This window comes from Streptomyces sp. NPDC008086 (genome assembly GCF_042957325.1).
Lineage (GTDB): Bacteria > Actinomycetota > Actinomycetes > Streptomycetales > Streptomycetaceae > Streptomyces.
Genome location: NZ_JBIBIA010000001.1, coordinates 1,051,167 through 1,066,950, shown reverse-complemented (window position 1 = coordinate 1,066,950; position 15,784 = coordinate 1,051,167). Strand labels below are relative to the sequence as shown.

The following is a 15,784-nucleotide window of genomic DNA, read 5'->3' as shown; positions in this document are numbered from 1 at the left end:
CCGTACAAACGGGTTTATGGCCGTCACCGCCGGGCTGGACGGCCGCGCGAGGCGGGCTTGATGAATCAGTGATCCACCGGGAGGTTGACTTTCGGCTGATCGAGCCAGAGCATTGCCGGGGTGAGCCACTTCGAGCACGTGCACGCGTCCTCCCGGTCGACCGCACTCCCCGCCGACCTGGACGAAGCCGCCCACCGCTGTCTCGTCGCCGGGTTCGACGGCGCCACGAGCGTGCCGGACCCCCTCAAGGAACTCATCGACCGCGGCCTCGGCGGGGTCATCCTGTTCACCCGCAACATCCGCGACGCCCGGCAGGTACGCCGCCTCACCGACGAACTGCGCGCGATACGCCCGGACCTCGTCGTCGCCATCGACAACGAGGGCGGCGGCATCGGCCACCTGGTCACCGCCGGCGCCCCCGACGTCCCCGGCTCCTACGCCCTCGGCGTCGTCGACGACCCCAACCTCACCGCCCGCTGCGCCGACGCCCTCGCCGGTCATCTGGCCGGCCTCGGCATCACCGCCTCCTACGCCCCCGTGGCCGACCTCCAGCACCGGCCGGACAACCCGATCGTGCGCACCCGCTCCTTCGGCGCCGACCCCGGACTCGCCGCCCGTCATCTGCGCGCCTGGATCACCGCCACCGAGGCCCGCTCCATCGCCTCCTGCGCCAAGCACTTCCCCGGCCACGGCGGCACCGTCACCGACAGCCACCACGGCCTCGCCGTCGACCCACGGCCCTACGACGAACTCCGCGCCGACCTCGAACCGTTCCGCGCGGCCATCGACGCCGGGGTGCCGATGCTGATGAGCGCCCATGTCGTCTTCCCGGCCCTGGACCCGGGCCGCCCCGCCACGCTCAGCCGTCGCATCCTCGGCGACATGCTCCGCCTCGACCTCGGCTTCGAAGGCGTCCTCGTCAGCGACGCCCTGGAGATGAAGGCGATCGCCGACCAGTACGGCGAGGCGGCCGGCGCCCGCATCGCCCTCGCCGCCGGCGCGGACCAGGTGATCGTCGCCGTGGGGGACCTGAACGTCACCCTGGACTGCCGGGACGCCGTCCTCGACGCGCTGCGCACCGGAGTGCTCGCGCAGGAGCGGATCGAGGAGGCCGCGGGCCGGGTGCGGCGGCTCGCCGAGCGGTACGCGACCCCCGCGTCCACCGTCGCCGGCTGGGACGAGGGCGCCGGGCTGGAGGCCGCGCGGCGGGCGATACGGAGCCGGGGCGTGCCGACCGCCGTGCGCGGCGCCCATGTCGTCGACCTGTTCCCGCCGCCGCACCCCGCGCTCAACTGGGGCGGCGAGGACCTGCTGACCGAGATGCGCGCCGTCGACCCCACGGCCACGGGCACGGCCGTCACCGGAGACGCGGCCGACCCCGCCGAACTCGTCGACGGCATCCTGCGCTGCTGCGGTCCCGCTCCGCTGGTCGTGGCCACCTGCGACGCCGGACCGCACCCCTGGCAGGCCCGGTTGCGCGACGCCCTCCTCGCGCGGCGGCCGGACGCGGTGCGGGTGGACACGGGGCTGCCGGAGGGCGGCGCGCTGTGCTCGTACGGGCGGGGGCGGGCCAACCTGCGGGCGGTCGCCGAGGCGTTGGCGGGCGTCACCGTCGGCTGACGCCCGCCGGTCGGGCCGGGCGGCTCAGGACGGGCGTACGACCTCCTTGATCCCCCTGGCCGCCAGGTACTCCCCGTCCTCCGCCCGTGCGGCCAGGACCACCGCGGGGCGCAGCCCCTTCGCCCGCATCCGCGTCCAGGCCTCGAAGTACGCGCCGCCCGGACCGGACACCGACCGGGTGCCCGGCGTGCAGTCCAGGAGCAGGGCGGTGGCGCGCGGCCCAGCCGGGGCCGGGGTCTCGCGCAGGTCGGCGATCGTGTCGGCGAGGGCCTCGGCGATGGGCTTCGCACGGCCCGTCGAGTCGAACAGGCCGAGCGTGTACTCCAGTTCCGGGAAGTCGGCCAGCGACCGGTCCACGTCGTGCGAGCACCACCAGGTCACGCCCCACAGCCCCGTGCACTCGGCCGCGTTGCGTACGGTGTCCCGCGCGAAGTCGGGGGCGTCGGCGGCCGGGATGTGCGGTTCGGGGGCGCCGGTCTCCTGGACCCAGACGGGGCGGGCGGGGTCGGTGGCGTACGCCTTGGCCAGCTCGGTGCCGTACTCGGCGAGATGCCGGACCTGCGGGGAGCGGGAGCCGTAGCGGCGGGCACAGTCGCCGGAGAACACCCAGGGGTGGACGGTGGTCAGATCGCCCTTGCGGGCCGAGGCCTCGGGGGTGAAGGGGTGGTCGTCGCCGTACCAGGCGGCGTCGTAGGCGGAGTGCGTGACCAGGCCGCCGTCCGGGCCGAGTCCGTCGCGGGCCGCCGCCAGCAGGGTGTCGAGGTAGTGGTCGACCTCGTCGGCCGTCACCGGGTTGTGCTCGACCAGGTTGTTGAGCTCGTTGCCGAGCTGGAGGCCGATGAGGTTCGGGCGGCCGGTGAGCGCGCGGCCCAGGGTGCGCAGGAGGTCGGCCTGGGCCTCGATCGCCTCCGGGTCCGTGAAGACGTTGCGGTGGTGCCAGCCACGGGTCCACTCCGGGTAGAAGTCGAAGCTCGACAGATGGCCCTGGACGCCGTCCACCATGACGTCCAGACCGGCCTCGCCGGCCAGGTCGACGAGGTGCGCCAGCCGGTCGACCGCCGCGGGTCGGACCAGGGTGCGGTTGGGCTGGAGCAGCGGCCAGAGGTGGAAGACGCGGACGTGGTCGAGGCCGAGACCGGCGATCTGGTCCAGGTCGTCACGCGCGCGTGCCGGGTCGAAGTCGTGCCAGGAGTGGAACCAGCCGTGGCGGGGCGTGTAGTTGACGCCGAAGCGGAGCGGGTGGATGGGATCCTCCTCGGGCCGGGCCTGCGCGGTGGCTTGGCCGCCGTGTGTCTCTTGTCCGTCGACTCTTGTCTGCCGCGAATGTATCAACCACCATGGGCGACGATGAATAGTGATTTGAACCAAACCTCGGCCGGACGGGCACCGGCGTACGTCGTCGGCCTCGACGCCGGCGGCACCCGCACGCGCGCCGTCCTCGCGCCCGCGCACGGCGGCGACCCCGAGGGTGAGGGTGTCTCCGGGCCCGGCAACGCCCTGACCGTGCCCGGAGCGCAGCTCACCGAGCATCTCGCCGAGGCCGTCGCGCAGGCCGTGCCAAAGGCGCTGCGCGGCCGTGTCGTCGCGGTGGCGGGCGGCTTCGCGGGCGCCTCGCGGACCGCGCCGGACGAGCCGGGCCGCGTGAAGGCGCACGCCGCTCTCGTCGTCGCCCTGAGCCGGCTGGGCATCGACGTCGACGCGATCGAGATCCACAGCGACATCGAGGCGGCGTTCGCCGCCGCGCCCGGCCACCCCGCCGACGGACTCGCCCTGGTGGCCGGTACGGGCGCGGTCGCGATGCGCATCACCGCACGCGGGTGCACCGCGACCGCGGGCGGCGACGGCTGGCTGCTCGGCGACGACGGCGGTGGCTTCTGGATCGGGCGCGAGGCGGTACGGGTGGCGCTGCGCATGGCCGACGGGCGGGGCGGGGCGACGGCGCTGGGGGCGTCGGTGGGGCGGGCGCTGGACGTGCCCGAGGACGTCCTGCCGGCGGAGCCTCCGGGCCCGTACGACACCCGTGTCTGGACCCGGGCCCGGCGCGAGGCCTACCGCATGCACCTGCTCCCCGCCGTGCTGGAGCGGCCACCGGTCCAACTGGCCCTGCTCGCCCCGCTGGTCGCCGAAGCCGCCGTCCGGCACGAGGACCCGGTCGCCGAGGGGATCCTCGAAACGGCCGCCGACCACCTCGCCGACACCGTCCGCGCCCTCGAACCGCGCCCCGGGGAGCGGATCGTCGCGACCGGTGGCCTGCTCGGCCCCGACGGACCACTGACCGCACCCCTCACCGCCCGGCTCCACCGCCTCGGCCTCACCCTCGACTGGGTTCCCGACGGCTCCCGGGGCGCCGTGGCCCTCGCCCGCCTGGGGCACGACGGATGAGCGCCGCCGACGCGCAGCGGTACCGCGACCCCACCGCCCCCGTCGACACCCGGGTCCGCGACCTCCTCTCCCGGATGACCCTGCGCGAGAAGGTAGGCCAGCTCAACCAGCGGATGTACGGCTGGGACGCCTACCGACGCACCCCCGACGGCGGCTTCGAGCTCACCGACGCGCTGTACGCGGAGACCGACCGCTTCGAGGGGCTCGGCGCCCTCTACGGCCTCCAGCGCGCCGACGTCTGGTCCGGCGTGGACCACACGAACGGGCCCGGCGCCGAGGACGGTGCGGCGCTCGCCGCGCTGGTGCAGCGCCATGTCGTGGAGCGCAGCCGGCTCGGGATTCCCGCGCTGTTCGTCGAGGAGGTCCCGCACGGGCACATGGCGCTGGACGGCACGGTCCTGCCGGTCAACCTGGCGGTCGGCGCCACCTGGGACCCCGGGCTGTACGAACGCGCCGCCGCCCACGCCGCCGCCGAACTGCGCTCCCGCGGCGGCCACCTGGCCCTGGTCTCGGCGCTCGACATCGCCCGCGACCCCCGCTGGGGCCGCACCGAGGAGTGCTTCGGGGAGGACCCGTACCTCGCCGCCCGCTTCACGGAGGCCGTCGTACGCGGCATGCAGGGCGAACCCGCCGAGTACTTCGCCGCCGACAAGGCCCCGGTCGTCCTCAAGCACTTCGCCGGACAGGGCGCCACCGTCGGCGGCCGCAACTCCGCCGAGTCCGAGCTGGGTCCGCGCGAGCTGCACGACATCCACCTCCCGGCGGCCCGCGCGGGCGTGCGCGCCGGGGCCGCCGCCGTCATGGCCGCCTACAACGAGGTGGACGGGATGCCCTGCTGCGGGAACAGGGCGCTGCTCACCGAACTCCTCAGAGAACGCTGGGGGTTCGAGGGCCTGGTCATGGCCGACGGCCTCGCGGTGGACCGGCTGGCACGGATCACCGGCGACAAGGTGTCCGCGGGCGCCCTCGCGCTCGCCGCCGGCGTCGATCTGAGCCTCTGGGACGAGGGCTTCACACATCTGGAGGAGGCCGTCGAGCGGGGCCTGGTGACCGAGGAGGCCCTCGACGCCGCCGTCGCCCGCGTGCTGCGGCTCAAGTTCCGGCTGGGGCTGTTCGATCAGCGGGACGCCACGGTTCCCTTCCCCGTGGGGGGCCGGGAGCTCAGCACCGCGGTCGCCCGCAGCGCGGTCACCCTCCTGCGCAACGACGGCGGCGTCCTGCCCCTGTCGGCGTCCGTCTCCCGCGTCGCCGTCCTCGGACCCCAGTCCGCCACCGCCGCCCACCAGTCGGGCGACTACACCGCGCCGCAACACCCCGGCGCCGCGGTGAGCCTGCTCGACGGGCTACGGCGGCTCGCCCCGCCCGGCCTCGACATCCGCCACGCCCCCGGCTGCGCCCTCACCGGCGACGACCTCTCCGGCATCCCCGAGGCGGTCGCCGCGGCCGCCGCGTCCGACCTGGCCGTGCTGGTGCTGGGCGGCAGCAGCGCACGTACGCCCGGCACGGAGTTCGACGCCAACGGGGCCGCGCGGACCGTCGTCTCCGAGATGACCTGCGGCGAGGGCGTCGACCTGGCCGGGCTGCGGCTCGGGAGGGCCCAGCACGCGCTGCTGGACGCCGTCGTCGCGACCGGGACGCCGACCGCGGTCGTGCTGGTCCAGGGCCGCCCGCACGCCGTGCCCGCCACCGGAGCCGCCGCCCTGCTCACCGCCTGGTACCCGGGCCCCTGGGGCGGCGACGCGCTCGCCGAGGTGCTGCTCGGGCTCGCCGAACCCGTCGGCCGGCTGCCGGTCTCGGTGCCGCGCTCCGCCGCCCAGCTCCCCGTCTACTACAACCACAAGGACACCGAGTACGGCGGCTACGTGGACGAGGACGCCGAGCCGCTCCACTCGTTCGGGCACGGGCTCTCGTACACGAGCTTCACGTACGGTCCGCCGCGCCTGTCCGGGCACACCGTCGAGGCCGACGTCACCAACACCGGGGAGCGCCAGGGCCGTTCCGTGGCGCAGCTGTACCTGCGGCGGCTGCGGACCCCGGTGTGGCCGCGCACGCTGGAGCTGTGCGGGTTCCGGGCCGTCGAGCTGGCGCCGGGCGAGACCCGCACGGTGGCGTTCTCGCTCGGCGCCGAGCTGCCCGGCAGGGGCACCGTGGTCGAGTTCCGGGTCGCGGAGTCGGCGCGGGCGGCCCTGACCGCCGTACCGACTCAGAGCTTCACGGCCCCCGACGAGACGCCCTTGTAGAACCACCGCTGGGTGATCACGAACAGCACCAGCACCGGGACCACCGAGATCACCGAGCCCGCCATCACCAGCCGCTGGTCGTAGCCGAACGACGACGTCTGCAGCCGGGCCAGACCCAGCGTCAGCGTGAAGTGCTCCTCGGAGCGCAGCACGATCAGCGGCCAGAGGAAGTCGTCCCAGGCGCTGATGAAGGTGTTGATGGTGACGACCAGGATCGCGCCGTACGCGGACGGCAGGTACAGATGGCGGAACCGCTTCCACTCGCCGGCGCCGTCCAGCATCGCCGCGTCCTCGATCTCACGCGGGACGGCGAGGAACGCGGCCCGCATGATGAGGACGTTGATCGCGGCGACGAAGCCGGGCAGCCAGACACCGACGAGGTTGTCGACCAGACCCATGTCGCGGACGCTCAGGAACAGCGACACCATGATCGACTCGAAGGGGAACATCATGGACGCCATCAGCAGCACCCAGACCAGCGCCCGGCCCTTCCAGGCGGGCTTGGACAGCATGTAGCCGGCCATCGTGGAGAAGACCAGCTGGCTGGTGATGGAGATGACCGCCACGAACAGGCTGTTCCTGATGTACGTCCACACCGGGACCTGGGCGAAGACCTGCTCGTAGGCCCGCAGCGTCGGGTGGTGCGGGATGAGCGAGGCGCCCGCGCCGAAGACGTCCTCGCCGGCGCCCTTCAGGGACGACAGGACCTGCCACAGCAGTGGGCCGACCGTGATGAACAGGACGAAGACCAACAGCAGGTAACGGACGACGAGTTCACGAGGGCGGCCGTAGTCCCGCCAGCGCGGCATCAGACGCCTGCGCTTCTCCACAGCCGTGGTCATGCCTCGTCCTCCTTCGTCAGGCGCTGCGCGATCAGCGTGAGGCCCAGGGTGAGTGCGAACAGGGCGACGCTGACCGCCGCGCCGTAGCCGGCGTTGCCGGTGAGCGGGTCGAGGCCGACGTCCCGGATGTAGAAGGGGAGCGTGCGGTCGGCGCCGCCGGGGCCGCCGGTGGCGCCGCCGAGCATGTAGATCTCGGTGAACACGCGCAGCGAGCCGATGCCGGTGAGGGTGCCGACCAGCATCATCGAGGTGCGGACACCGGGCACGGTGACATGCCAGAAGCGGCGCACCGCGCCGGCGCCGTCCACGGCGGCCGCCTCGTGGAGTTCGCGGGGCACGTTCCCGAGGGCGGCCAGGTAGAAGATCATGTACCAGCCGAGGCCCTTCCACAGCGTCAGGCCCATCGCCGACAGCAGGATCAGCCACGAGTCCGACAGGAAGGGGATGGCGCCGCGGATGAGGTGCGCCTTCTCCAGCCAGGTGTTGACCAGGCCCTGGTCGCTCAGCAGCCACTGCCAGCTCAGGCCGACGACCACCGACGAGGCGAGGACCGGGGTGTAGAAGGCGGAGCGGAAGAAGCCGATGCCGGGGAGGTTCTTCTCCACCAGGACCGCGAGCAGCAGCGGCAGCAGGACCATCAGCGGGACGACGATCAGCGCGTACAGGACGCTGTTGCGGGTCGCCAGCCAGAAGTCCGCATCCCCCAGCATCCGCGTGTAGTTGTCCAGGCCCACCAGGTTGTACGCGCCGCCGAGCGGCTTGGCGTCGGTGAACGACACCAGGATGGTGTTGAGGAACGGGAACACGCCGAAGACCGTCGTGCCGACGATCGCCGGGAGCATCCACAGCCAGGGCAGCCACCAGCGGCGGTAGAGCGCCGCGCCCCCCGCGTCCGCCGTCGGGCCGGGCGTGACGGCGCGGAGGGCGCGGCGCAGGCGCCCCGGCGGTTCCGGTACGGAGCCGGGGCGGGGGGCGCCCGCCCCGAGGGGAGCGGGAACGGGCGCTTGGTCCACAGTCTGCTGAGCCATCGTCAGCTACCCTGCTCGATCAGTTCGTTGCCCTTGGACTGGGCGTCCTTCAGGGCATCCTCGGCGCTCTTCTTGCCCTGCATGGCCAGCTGGATCTGGGCCGAGATGGCGTTCAGCTCGCCGGGCGTGAGGGCGATCTCGTCGGCCGTCGCGGTCTTGCGGTCACTGGCGACGATCTTCCGGGCCTCGGCGAAGGGGTCGGTGCCCTTGACCGACTGGAAGAACGGGTCGTCCAGCGAGGCCGTGGTCGACGGGAAGATGACCACGTTCGGGTCCTTCGCCCACTCCAGCTGGTTCTTCGCGTTGGTCAAGAACCGTGCGAAGGCGAGTGCGGTCACCGCGTTCTTGCTGGTGGATGCGGTGCCGATGTACTGCGGGGCGCCCACGGTGTGGCCGAGGTCGTCCAGCATGTAGCGGGCGACGCCGGTCTTCTTGTAGACGGTCGGGTTGTTCTGCTGGATGAACCGCAGGAAGTTGGGGTTGGTGGGGCCGTAGACCAGCTTGCCCTGGCCGAAGACGTTGGCCGGGTCCTGGGTGGAGGACAGGGAGTCCCGGGGCATCCCGCCGGCCTTGTAGAGCTTGGTCATGGCCTCGACCCACTGGGCCGTCCTCGGGTCGTCGGCGAAGGTGAACGACTTGCCGTCGGCGGAGAAGATCTTGATGCCCATCTGCTGCCAGTCGGCCGGTATGCGCAGCTGCGGGTTGGCGAGGAAGGCGTGGTACTTGCCGCCCGATGCCTTGGCCACCTTCTCCGCGTCGGCGAACAGTCCGAGGACGGTCGTCGGAGGTTTGGCCGGGTCCAGGCCCGCCTTCTTCATCAGCTCGGTGTTGAAGGTCTGCACGATGCCGCCGGAGTACCAGGGCAGCACGCTGTGCACCTTGGTGCCCGAGGCGTCGGCGTAGAGGCTCGACTTCCACAGCGCGGGGACGAACGGCTCGCCCGCGTCCGGTGCCTTCTTGTCCAGGTCGATCAGATAGCCGTTCTTGGTGAGCGCGATCGCCGTGTTGACGTTGATGTTGACCACGTCCGGCAGCGTGCAGCCCTGTGCGTCCGCGACCAGGCGCTGGGTGAAGGTGGCGTCGCCCGGGTCGTCGATCCACTTGACCTTCGTGCCCGGGTGCTCCTTCTCGAAGGCCGCGATGACGCCGTTGAAGTAGTCGCCGAAGTCCTTCTTCAAGTTGGTCGTCTGGAAGGTGATGTCGCCCTTCACGTCCCCCGTGAGCGCGCCCGACCCGACGTTCGCCTTGTCGACCTTGCAGCCGCCGGCCGTGGCCCCGCCGTCGTCGGAGCCGCCGGAGAGGCCGCAGCCGGCGGTCGTGAGTGCCAGGGCGAGGAAACATGCCAGGGATCCGGGAAGTCTGCGTGCGCGCATGGGTGCCCTCCTGCGGCCGGCCGCGCCGGCTGGTTCGCTGGTGTCAGCTGGCTGCTGGTTCAAATCACCAACTTGGACTCTGATTGATGAAAAGGTGGACCAGAATTCATCGGAGGTCAATGGGTTGCCGTGTTGCTTTTACGTTCCGTTCAGTGCCGGTGCTCGTGGTCCGGGTGGGACGGGTCGCCCGGGTGCTCGTGGCCCGGGGCGTACTCCACGCCGGTGCGGGCGTGGTCCAGCCAGGCGAAGAACGCCCAGCGGCCTGCCGCCTGGCGTAGTTCGCGCTCGATGTCCTCGCGGGCGCGTTCATATGGCAGGAAGTCCGCCGGTACGGCCGCCGGGTCGTAGGGGTTGAGGCCGCGTCTGAGCGCGCTGGGGGTCAGGAAGCGGTCGCGGTTGCGGTCGTAGTAGTCCCGTATCGCCGCCTCGGGGATGTGCTGCTCGGATTCCAGGTGGGCCAGCAGGGTGCGGGCGGCGGGGGAGTGGGACAGGGCGACGGCGATGATGCTGCCCAGGTCGGCCACGGTGCGCTCCGCGGGGGGTGCCGTGTCAGGTCGGTGGTCGGGTGCGGCGCCGTCGTGGCTGGTCGCGCAGTTCCCCGCGCCCCTTGGGGGTGTGGCGGAACCGTCGCTGATTCCGCGAGGGGCGTCCAGGGGTGGCCTCGTCTCCAGCCCGCGCTCCTCACATGCCTGTCGGGCCAGTTCGTCGATCACCACCACTTGGGTCGCCCAGCGGCGGCGTTGGCGTTCGGCCCTGGCGAGGGACTCGGGGCGGGTCTCGGGGTCGCGGGCCGGCACTGCTTCGAGGAAGGCGTCCACGTGGGCCTTGGGGATCGGCCGACCTTGGACGAGGGCGGCGTGGTTCGTCACTCCGTCACCTCCAGCACGACCGCCTCCGTGTAGGCGACGCAGCCGTGCCAGCCGACCTTGGCCATCAGCCAGTAGGAACCCGGTGGCACCGCACCGCCGTCCACCTCGATGACGTGGTCGAGTCGTTCGCCGCCCGGGACGGTGAAGCCCTGGCAGCCGGGGGTCACACCGGCCCAGGTTCCCCAGGAGGAGACCGCCCACAGGGTGCCGCTGATCGGGCCTCGGGTGGTGTTGCGCAGGGTCACGGGGACGTGGGCGCGTTCGCCCCGGCGCACGCTGACGCGCTCGACTGCCAGCTCCGTCACGAGCGTCGGGCCCCTGTGCCCGTCCGGCACATCCAGGGCCACCACGTCCTCGTACGTCTGACCGCCGTACGACAGCCGGGCGGCGAGCCAGTGGCGGCCCGGCTCGGCGTCGGGTGGTGGGGTCACCGTGGCCTCGGTGAGCGTGAACCCGCCGGGGGCGAGCGCGTACGGCAGCTCGGGTGGCTCGACGGACCAGCCGGGCGGGACGCGCAGGCTCACCGTGCCGGAGACCGGTGCGTCGGTCAGTTCCGAGGAGACCCGGACCGTCGCCGTCACCGGGCCGTCGGCGACGGTGAGCGTGGTCGGGGAGACGTACACCGCGACCGGCATGTTGCCGCGCGGGGCGGGGCCGGAGTTGTGGAGCCAGTAGCGGGTGGGGACGGGCTGGGCGGGCTCGTGGGCGGCGACGCCCTGACCGGGTGCGGTCGTCGCGTCCGTCGTGGCGAGGACGGTCGCCACCTCGAAGCCGGTCAGGTCCAGGTCGAGGGCTTGCTGATCGGCGGGCTGCAGTGGCTCCCCGCGCCTCTCCAGTACGTCCGCCCGCGCACCGTCCGTCCACTCCCGCGGCCCCCGCACCCGCGCTCGCACGGGCCGCCCGTTCACCTCGTGCATCCGGATGACGACCCCGCGTCCGGGGTCGGCCGGCGCCACGCTGCCCCGGGCGAGCGGCGACCCGGCGGGCTTGAGCGCGTCGAGCAGCACCTGTCCGGCCGGCTCCAGGCCGAGCAGCGCGGTCTTCCTCGGCAGTGCGGCGTCCTCGGCCGCCGTCCGCCTCGGCCGCGCCGTCAGGGGGTGGTTGAAGGCATGTCCGGCCTGCGGCAGCCGCAGCTCGCGCCAGTCGCCCGCGCCCGCGACCACGGCGTACTCGAAGGTGTGGGACCAGCGCTGGAGCTGGAACGCGGAGCCGTCGGGCGCCGTGCGGCGGGGCGGGTCGACCCAGATCCCGGACGGCCAGCCCGTGCAGGAGCGCATGAGGGACATGTAGAGGTCGCCGGAGGAGGTCACCACACAGCCGGGTGTGCCGCGGTTCAGGACCGCGAAGCTACGGCCGTCCCAGGCGTCCCCCGGGGGCAGCGCCTCGCCGCCGCCCGCAGCCGTGGCGCCCAGGACCGCGTCGTCCAGGTCGGCGATCAGCGCGTCCACGGCCTTGGCGTCGTCCTCGGGCCGGGCGCCCGCCACCACGAGCAGCGGCAGCCGCTCCAGGTCGCGCAGGTCGGCGCCGGGCACCCACTCCTCCCGCAGCGAGGCGCGCGGTGCGACCCAGACGGCCGCCACTCCCCGTTCGGCGAGCTGCCGGCGCAGTTCCCGCCCGGCGGCCGGGTCCCAGCCGAGGGCCTGAGCGACCAGCGCGTTGCGCTCGGGGGCGCCCACCGCGATCCGGATGTCGGGCAGGTTGGAGTCGACCTCCAGGTCGCCGTAGCGCGGGCCCCCGGCGATCGTCGAGGTCGCCGTCACACCCACGCGCACCAGGGCCGCCGCGAGCGCCGTGCCCAGCTCACCGGCGTCGTCCCAGGAGGCGTACACCAACTCGGCGACCCCGATGGACCGTTCGCCGAGCGGTCGGCCGGAGCCGTCCTCGATCGCGACCCGCGCGGTGGAGCCGAGCCCGAACCAGGTGTTGGCCGGGTTGTCGAGCGTCCACGGGAATTCCTCGCTGTCCACCTCCACGAACCCGAACCCGCGCCCGATCACCGCGTCGGCCACCTCGTGCACGGGGAGTCCGCCGCGCACGTCGGACGGCCAGCGGACCCGGATCAGGCGGTCGGCGCCGTCGTAGCCGTCGAGGGTCGTCGTGAGGTCGAGGCGGTCGACGCCCTTCCAGAGTGTCAGGCGCTGGGTGTAGCGGAAGAGGCCCAGGTCGGCGCGGACGGTGATCCGGGACCCGGCGGGGGAGTGCTCGACGTCGACGTCCGCCGTGACGTCCCGGCCGCGCGCGGCGGTCGTGCCGGTCGGCGTGAGGTGCCAGGGGCCCTCGCCGAAGCGCGGGTGTCTCGGGTACTCCTCCTGGACGACCAGCTCGTTGCCGATGTCACCGGGGCGCAGGAGCTCCCGGCCGGCCTCCTTCAGGGCTCGCAGGCTGCTGACGGTGCCGCCGCGCGCGGGGTCGACCGTGACCTCGTAGAACTCGTTGCGGATCGTCGTGCCCTCGCCGCGCGTCCACTCGGGGACGGTGCCGTCGGCGAGCGGGAGCGCCTTGAGGCCCATGCCGGGCACCTCAGGGACGACGACCCGCAGTTCGCCGTCCTCCCGTACGGCGGGCAGGGGCAGACCGGTGTCGTCCAGCGGGACGAGTCCCGGGTCCGCCACCGCCAGCACGTCCCGGCGCTCCCAGGTCGCCGCGTTGAAGACCACCAAGTCCGGTGTGCCGTCCGGTAGTTGGGCCACTCTGCGCGCCAGGGCGTCCGTCGCGTCCGCGTGCACGGTCTCGGCCAGGTCGTACAGCTCCCGCCAGCCGGTGAGCAGGTCGATGTAGACCTGGTCGGACTCCGAGCCGGTGATGGCGTCGTGGTGGGCGCCGTAGATCAGCTGCCGCCAGGCCTTGTCGAGCGCCGCGTCCGGATACGGGTGCCCGGCCACCAGCGAGGCGAGCGTCGCCCAGGCCTCCGCGTCGGCGAGGAGCGTCTCGCCGTGCCGCTGGGCCTGCTTGGTGTCGATGTAGGAGACGTCCTTGCCGGTGTAGACGGGGTTCATGTCCCGTGTCTGCGGGGAGGCCTTGCGGCCCTCGGCGTCGAGTTCGGCGCGCACGGCGGCGAAGAAGTCCCTCGGGATGCCGCTGACGAAGCGCGGCCAGACGTAACGGGCGTTCCAGTCCCGGTGGATGCCCATCACCCAGCGGCACGGCGGCGCGTAGTCACCGCCGACGGGCAGCAGGACGTTACGGGTGAGCGCGACCTGCTTGAGCCCCTTGAACAGCTTGAACGCGGCCGCCTCCGCCTCCGGCAGGGTGGGCGCGTTGTCGATCGCCCAGCCGGCGCCGTAGTGGTTGACCATGTACGCGGTCAGCAGCCCGCGCCCGGACGGGGCGATCCAGCTGAACTCCGCCGGGAACTGCATCCGGTTGGGGTCGCGCGGCTCCTCGCCGAACACGGAGAGGGTCGGCCCCCACTGGTGGAACGGCCCGCGCGCCCAGGAACTGGAGCTGACCCCCGCGTCCGCCATCAGCCCGGGGAACTGCGGATCGTGCCCGAACGCGTCCAGCTGCCAGGCCGTCTCCGGGGACGCCCCGATGATGCCGCGCTGGAAGCCGTCGCCGTACAGGGCGTTGCGTACGGTCGCCTCGGCGCCGGTGAGGTTGGTGTTCGGCTCGTTGTAGGTGCCGCCCATGATCTCGACGCGGCCGGTGCGGATCAGCTGCCGCAGGAAGGCGCGCTCCTCCGGGAAGGCGTCCCAGTAGGGCTTGAGGTAGTCGACCTCCGCGAGCACGAAGGTGTATGCCGCATCGCGCCGCGCCAGATCGCAGTGCGCGCGGACCAGGCTCATCCCGGACTGGCCGCGGGAGTCGAAGGTGCGGGCGGGCAGTCCGGTGCCGGCGGGGTCGTCGGCTACGTCCCAGGTCTCGGTGTAGGCGGCCTGGGTGTTCCACCAGACCGGGTCGTAGTGGAAGTGGCTGACCATGAACATGGTCCAGCCGGGCTCGGCGGCCGCGAACGCGGCGGACTGCTCCGCCCCGCGCGCCGGGTCGTCGGCGTCCTTCGCCGTGACCTTGATGTGCGTACGCTCGCCGGGGGCCAGGTCGGTCGTCACCGGTATCTCGGCGCGTACGGTGCCGTCGTCCCCCGCGGTCGCCTCGGCGGTGCCGTGGACACCCGGGCCCTCGACGGTGAGGCGGACCGTGCGGCCGGGGGCCTCGCCGATCTCCACGGCCACCACCTGCAGTGGATGGTCCTCGGAACCGACGAAGAGCTCGGTCGACTCGACAGAGATGACGCGCATGGGGCTCCTACGAGTGCTCGTGGGGAGCCCCATCCTGGCGCAACGGGATGATTCAAACAACCACCCTCAAGGTAATCAGGTGGTTGATCCATACACTCCGGGCCGGGTTCAGCCGGGGTTCAGCGGATCCGGCGGTTCTTCACCGCGTGCCGCGGGGTGATGTGGTCCGTCAGGGCGAGCGAGGCGCTGGCGCGCTGGTAGGAGACCTGGCCGACCCGGACGTAGAGACAGTCGACGATCATCAGGACGGAGTGCCGGCCGCCGATGCTGCCGGTGCGGAAGCTGGTCTCCGAGGTGGCCGAGATGAGCCGGATGTCGGCGGCCTTGGCCAGCGGGGAGCGCGGGTCGGTGGTGATGGCGATGGTGGTCGCGCCCCGTTCCTTGGCCGTCTCGAACGGTTCGAGCGTCTCGCGGGTGGCCCCGGAGTGGGAGATGCCGATGGCCACGTCGGCCGGGGTGAGCAGGGCCGCGGAGGTGGCGGCGCCGTGCACCTCGGTCCAGCCGCGGACCTGGCAGCCGATGCGGAACAGCCGGGTCTCGGTCTCCTGGGCCACCGCGCCGCTGCCGCCGACGCCGTACACGTCGATACGGCGGGCACGGGCCAGGGCCTGGGCGGCGCGTTCGAGGGCGTCGAGGTCGATCCGCTCGATGGTCTGCTGGATCGCCCGCAGGTCCGCGCTGCCGACGACCTGCACGACCCGCTCCAGGCTGTCGTCCGGCGAGATGTCGGGGCCGATCTCGGCGCTGCCCCAGTCGGAGACCTCGCCCCGGCCGCGCTCCTGGGCCAGCTCGATCAGCAGATGCTGGTAGGAGTCGAGCCCGATGGCCCGGCAGAACCGGGTCACCGTGGCCTGGGAGGTGCCGGTGCGGCGGCCCAGCTCGGCGGCCGAGCAGTGGGTGACGGCGGCCGGATCCTCCAGGATCAGCTCGCCTACCTTGCGCAAGGAGCCAGCCAGCCGGGGCAGTTCGGTGCGGATCAGTGTGGTGACGTCCGTCGGGGGCATGGGGAGAAGGTACCAGCCACCGTTTGCCGCGCAGGATGAATACCAGGACCGGGAAATGCCGGTTACCGGGGAGCCCGGTCGGACTCGTTGCCCGTACCGCTCGGTGTGTGATTTATTGATTCATCGATGTAGGAGTGCAGGGTGGTTCAATCCATCAGACTCAGAACGTCAGGCCCGTCCCGCGGGCC

The 15,784-nt window shown here is 72.7% G+C and carries 10 protein-coding genes; 3 read left to right on the top strand and 7 right to left on the bottom strand.

Annotation, left to right across the window (positions count from 1 at the left end):
* Nucleotides 1-120: 120 nt before the first annotated feature.
* Nucleotides 121-1,620: a glycoside hydrolase family 3 N-terminal domain-containing protein gene (locus tag ACFZBP_RS04555; protein WP_391409872.1), complete on the top strand. Its 1,500-nt coding sequence runs from the start codon at nucleotides 121-123 to the stop codon at nucleotides 1,618-1,620.
* A gap of 24 nt (nucleotides 1,621-1,644) precedes the next feature.
* Here ACFZBP_RS04555 and ACFZBP_RS04550 read toward each other — a convergent pair whose 3' ends face one another.
* Nucleotides 1,645-2,865 carry a cellulase family glycosylhydrolase gene (locus ACFZBP_RS04550; protein WP_391410356.1) on the bottom strand — a complete coding sequence of 407 codons (1,221 nt, stop codon included), beginning with the start codon at nucleotides 2,863-2,865 and terminating at the stop codon, nucleotides 1,645-1,647.
* A gap of 102 nt (nucleotides 2,866-2,967) precedes the next feature.
* Here ACFZBP_RS04550 and ACFZBP_RS04545 point away from each other — a divergent pair, with 102 nt between their 5' ends.
* Nucleotides 2,968-4,002 carry a BadF/BadG/BcrA/BcrD ATPase family protein gene (locus ACFZBP_RS04545; RefSeq protein ID WP_391409870.1) on the top strand — a complete coding sequence of 345 codons (1,035 nt, stop codon included), beginning with the start codon at nucleotides 2,968-2,970 and terminating at the stop codon, nucleotides 4,000-4,002.
* Nucleotides 3,999-6,242 (top strand): glycoside hydrolase family 3 N-terminal domain-containing protein, encoded by a 2,244-nt coding sequence (locus tag ACFZBP_RS04540; protein ID WP_391409868.1) that lies wholly within the window; start codon nucleotides 3,999-4,001, stop codon nucleotides 6,240-6,242. Before ACFZBP_RS04545 ends, ACFZBP_RS04540 begins: the two co-directional genes overlap by 4 nt.
* On the opposite strand, the gene ACFZBP_RS04535 is transcribed toward ACFZBP_RS04540, so the two are convergent.
* From ACFZBP_RS04535 to ACFZBP_RS04510, 6 genes are all read right to left on the bottom strand, one after another.
* Nucleotides 6,206-7,084, bottom strand: a complete 879-nt coding sequence (locus tag ACFZBP_RS04535) for a carbohydrate ABC transporter permease (RefSeq protein ID WP_383445978.1) — start codon at nucleotides 7,082-7,084, stop codon at nucleotides 6,206-6,208. The two genes, ACFZBP_RS04540 and ACFZBP_RS04535, sit on opposite strands and share 37 nt — an antisense overlap.
* Complete coding sequence (locus ACFZBP_RS04530; protein ID WP_391409865.1) at nucleotides 7,081-8,112, bottom strand: ABC transporter permease subunit; 1,032 nt, start codon at nucleotides 8,110-8,112, stop codon at nucleotides 7,081-7,083. Before ACFZBP_RS04530 ends, ACFZBP_RS04535 begins: the two co-directional genes overlap by 4 nt.
* A gap of 2 nt (nucleotides 8,113-8,114) precedes the next feature.
* On the bottom strand, nucleotides 8,115-9,485 hold the full coding sequence (locus tag ACFZBP_RS04525) for an extracellular solute-binding protein (RefSeq protein WP_383445988.1): 1,371 nt from the start codon (nucleotides 9,483-9,485) through the stop codon (nucleotides 8,115-8,117).
* A 149-nt stretch (nucleotides 9,486-9,634) separates the two neighbouring features.
* Entirely contained in the window at nucleotides 9,635-10,354 is a 720-nt protein-coding gene (locus ACFZBP_RS04520; protein WP_391409862.1) for a peptidyl-prolyl cis-trans isomerase, read from the bottom strand.
* Nucleotides 10,351-14,592 (bottom strand): NEW3 domain-containing protein, encoded by a 4,242-nt coding sequence (locus ACFZBP_RS04515; RefSeq protein ID WP_391409860.1) that lies wholly within the window; start codon nucleotides 14,590-14,592, stop codon nucleotides 10,351-10,353. The genes ACFZBP_RS04520 and ACFZBP_RS04515 overlap by 4 nt, the downstream gene beginning before the upstream one ends.
* A 119-nt stretch (nucleotides 14,593-14,711) precedes the next feature.
* Complete coding sequence (locus ACFZBP_RS04510; RefSeq protein ID WP_383445998.1) at nucleotides 14,712-15,596, bottom strand: MurR/RpiR family transcriptional regulator; 885 nt, start codon at nucleotides 15,594-15,596, stop codon at nucleotides 14,712-14,714.
* Between the last annotated feature and the right edge of the window lie 188 nt (nucleotides 15,597-15,784).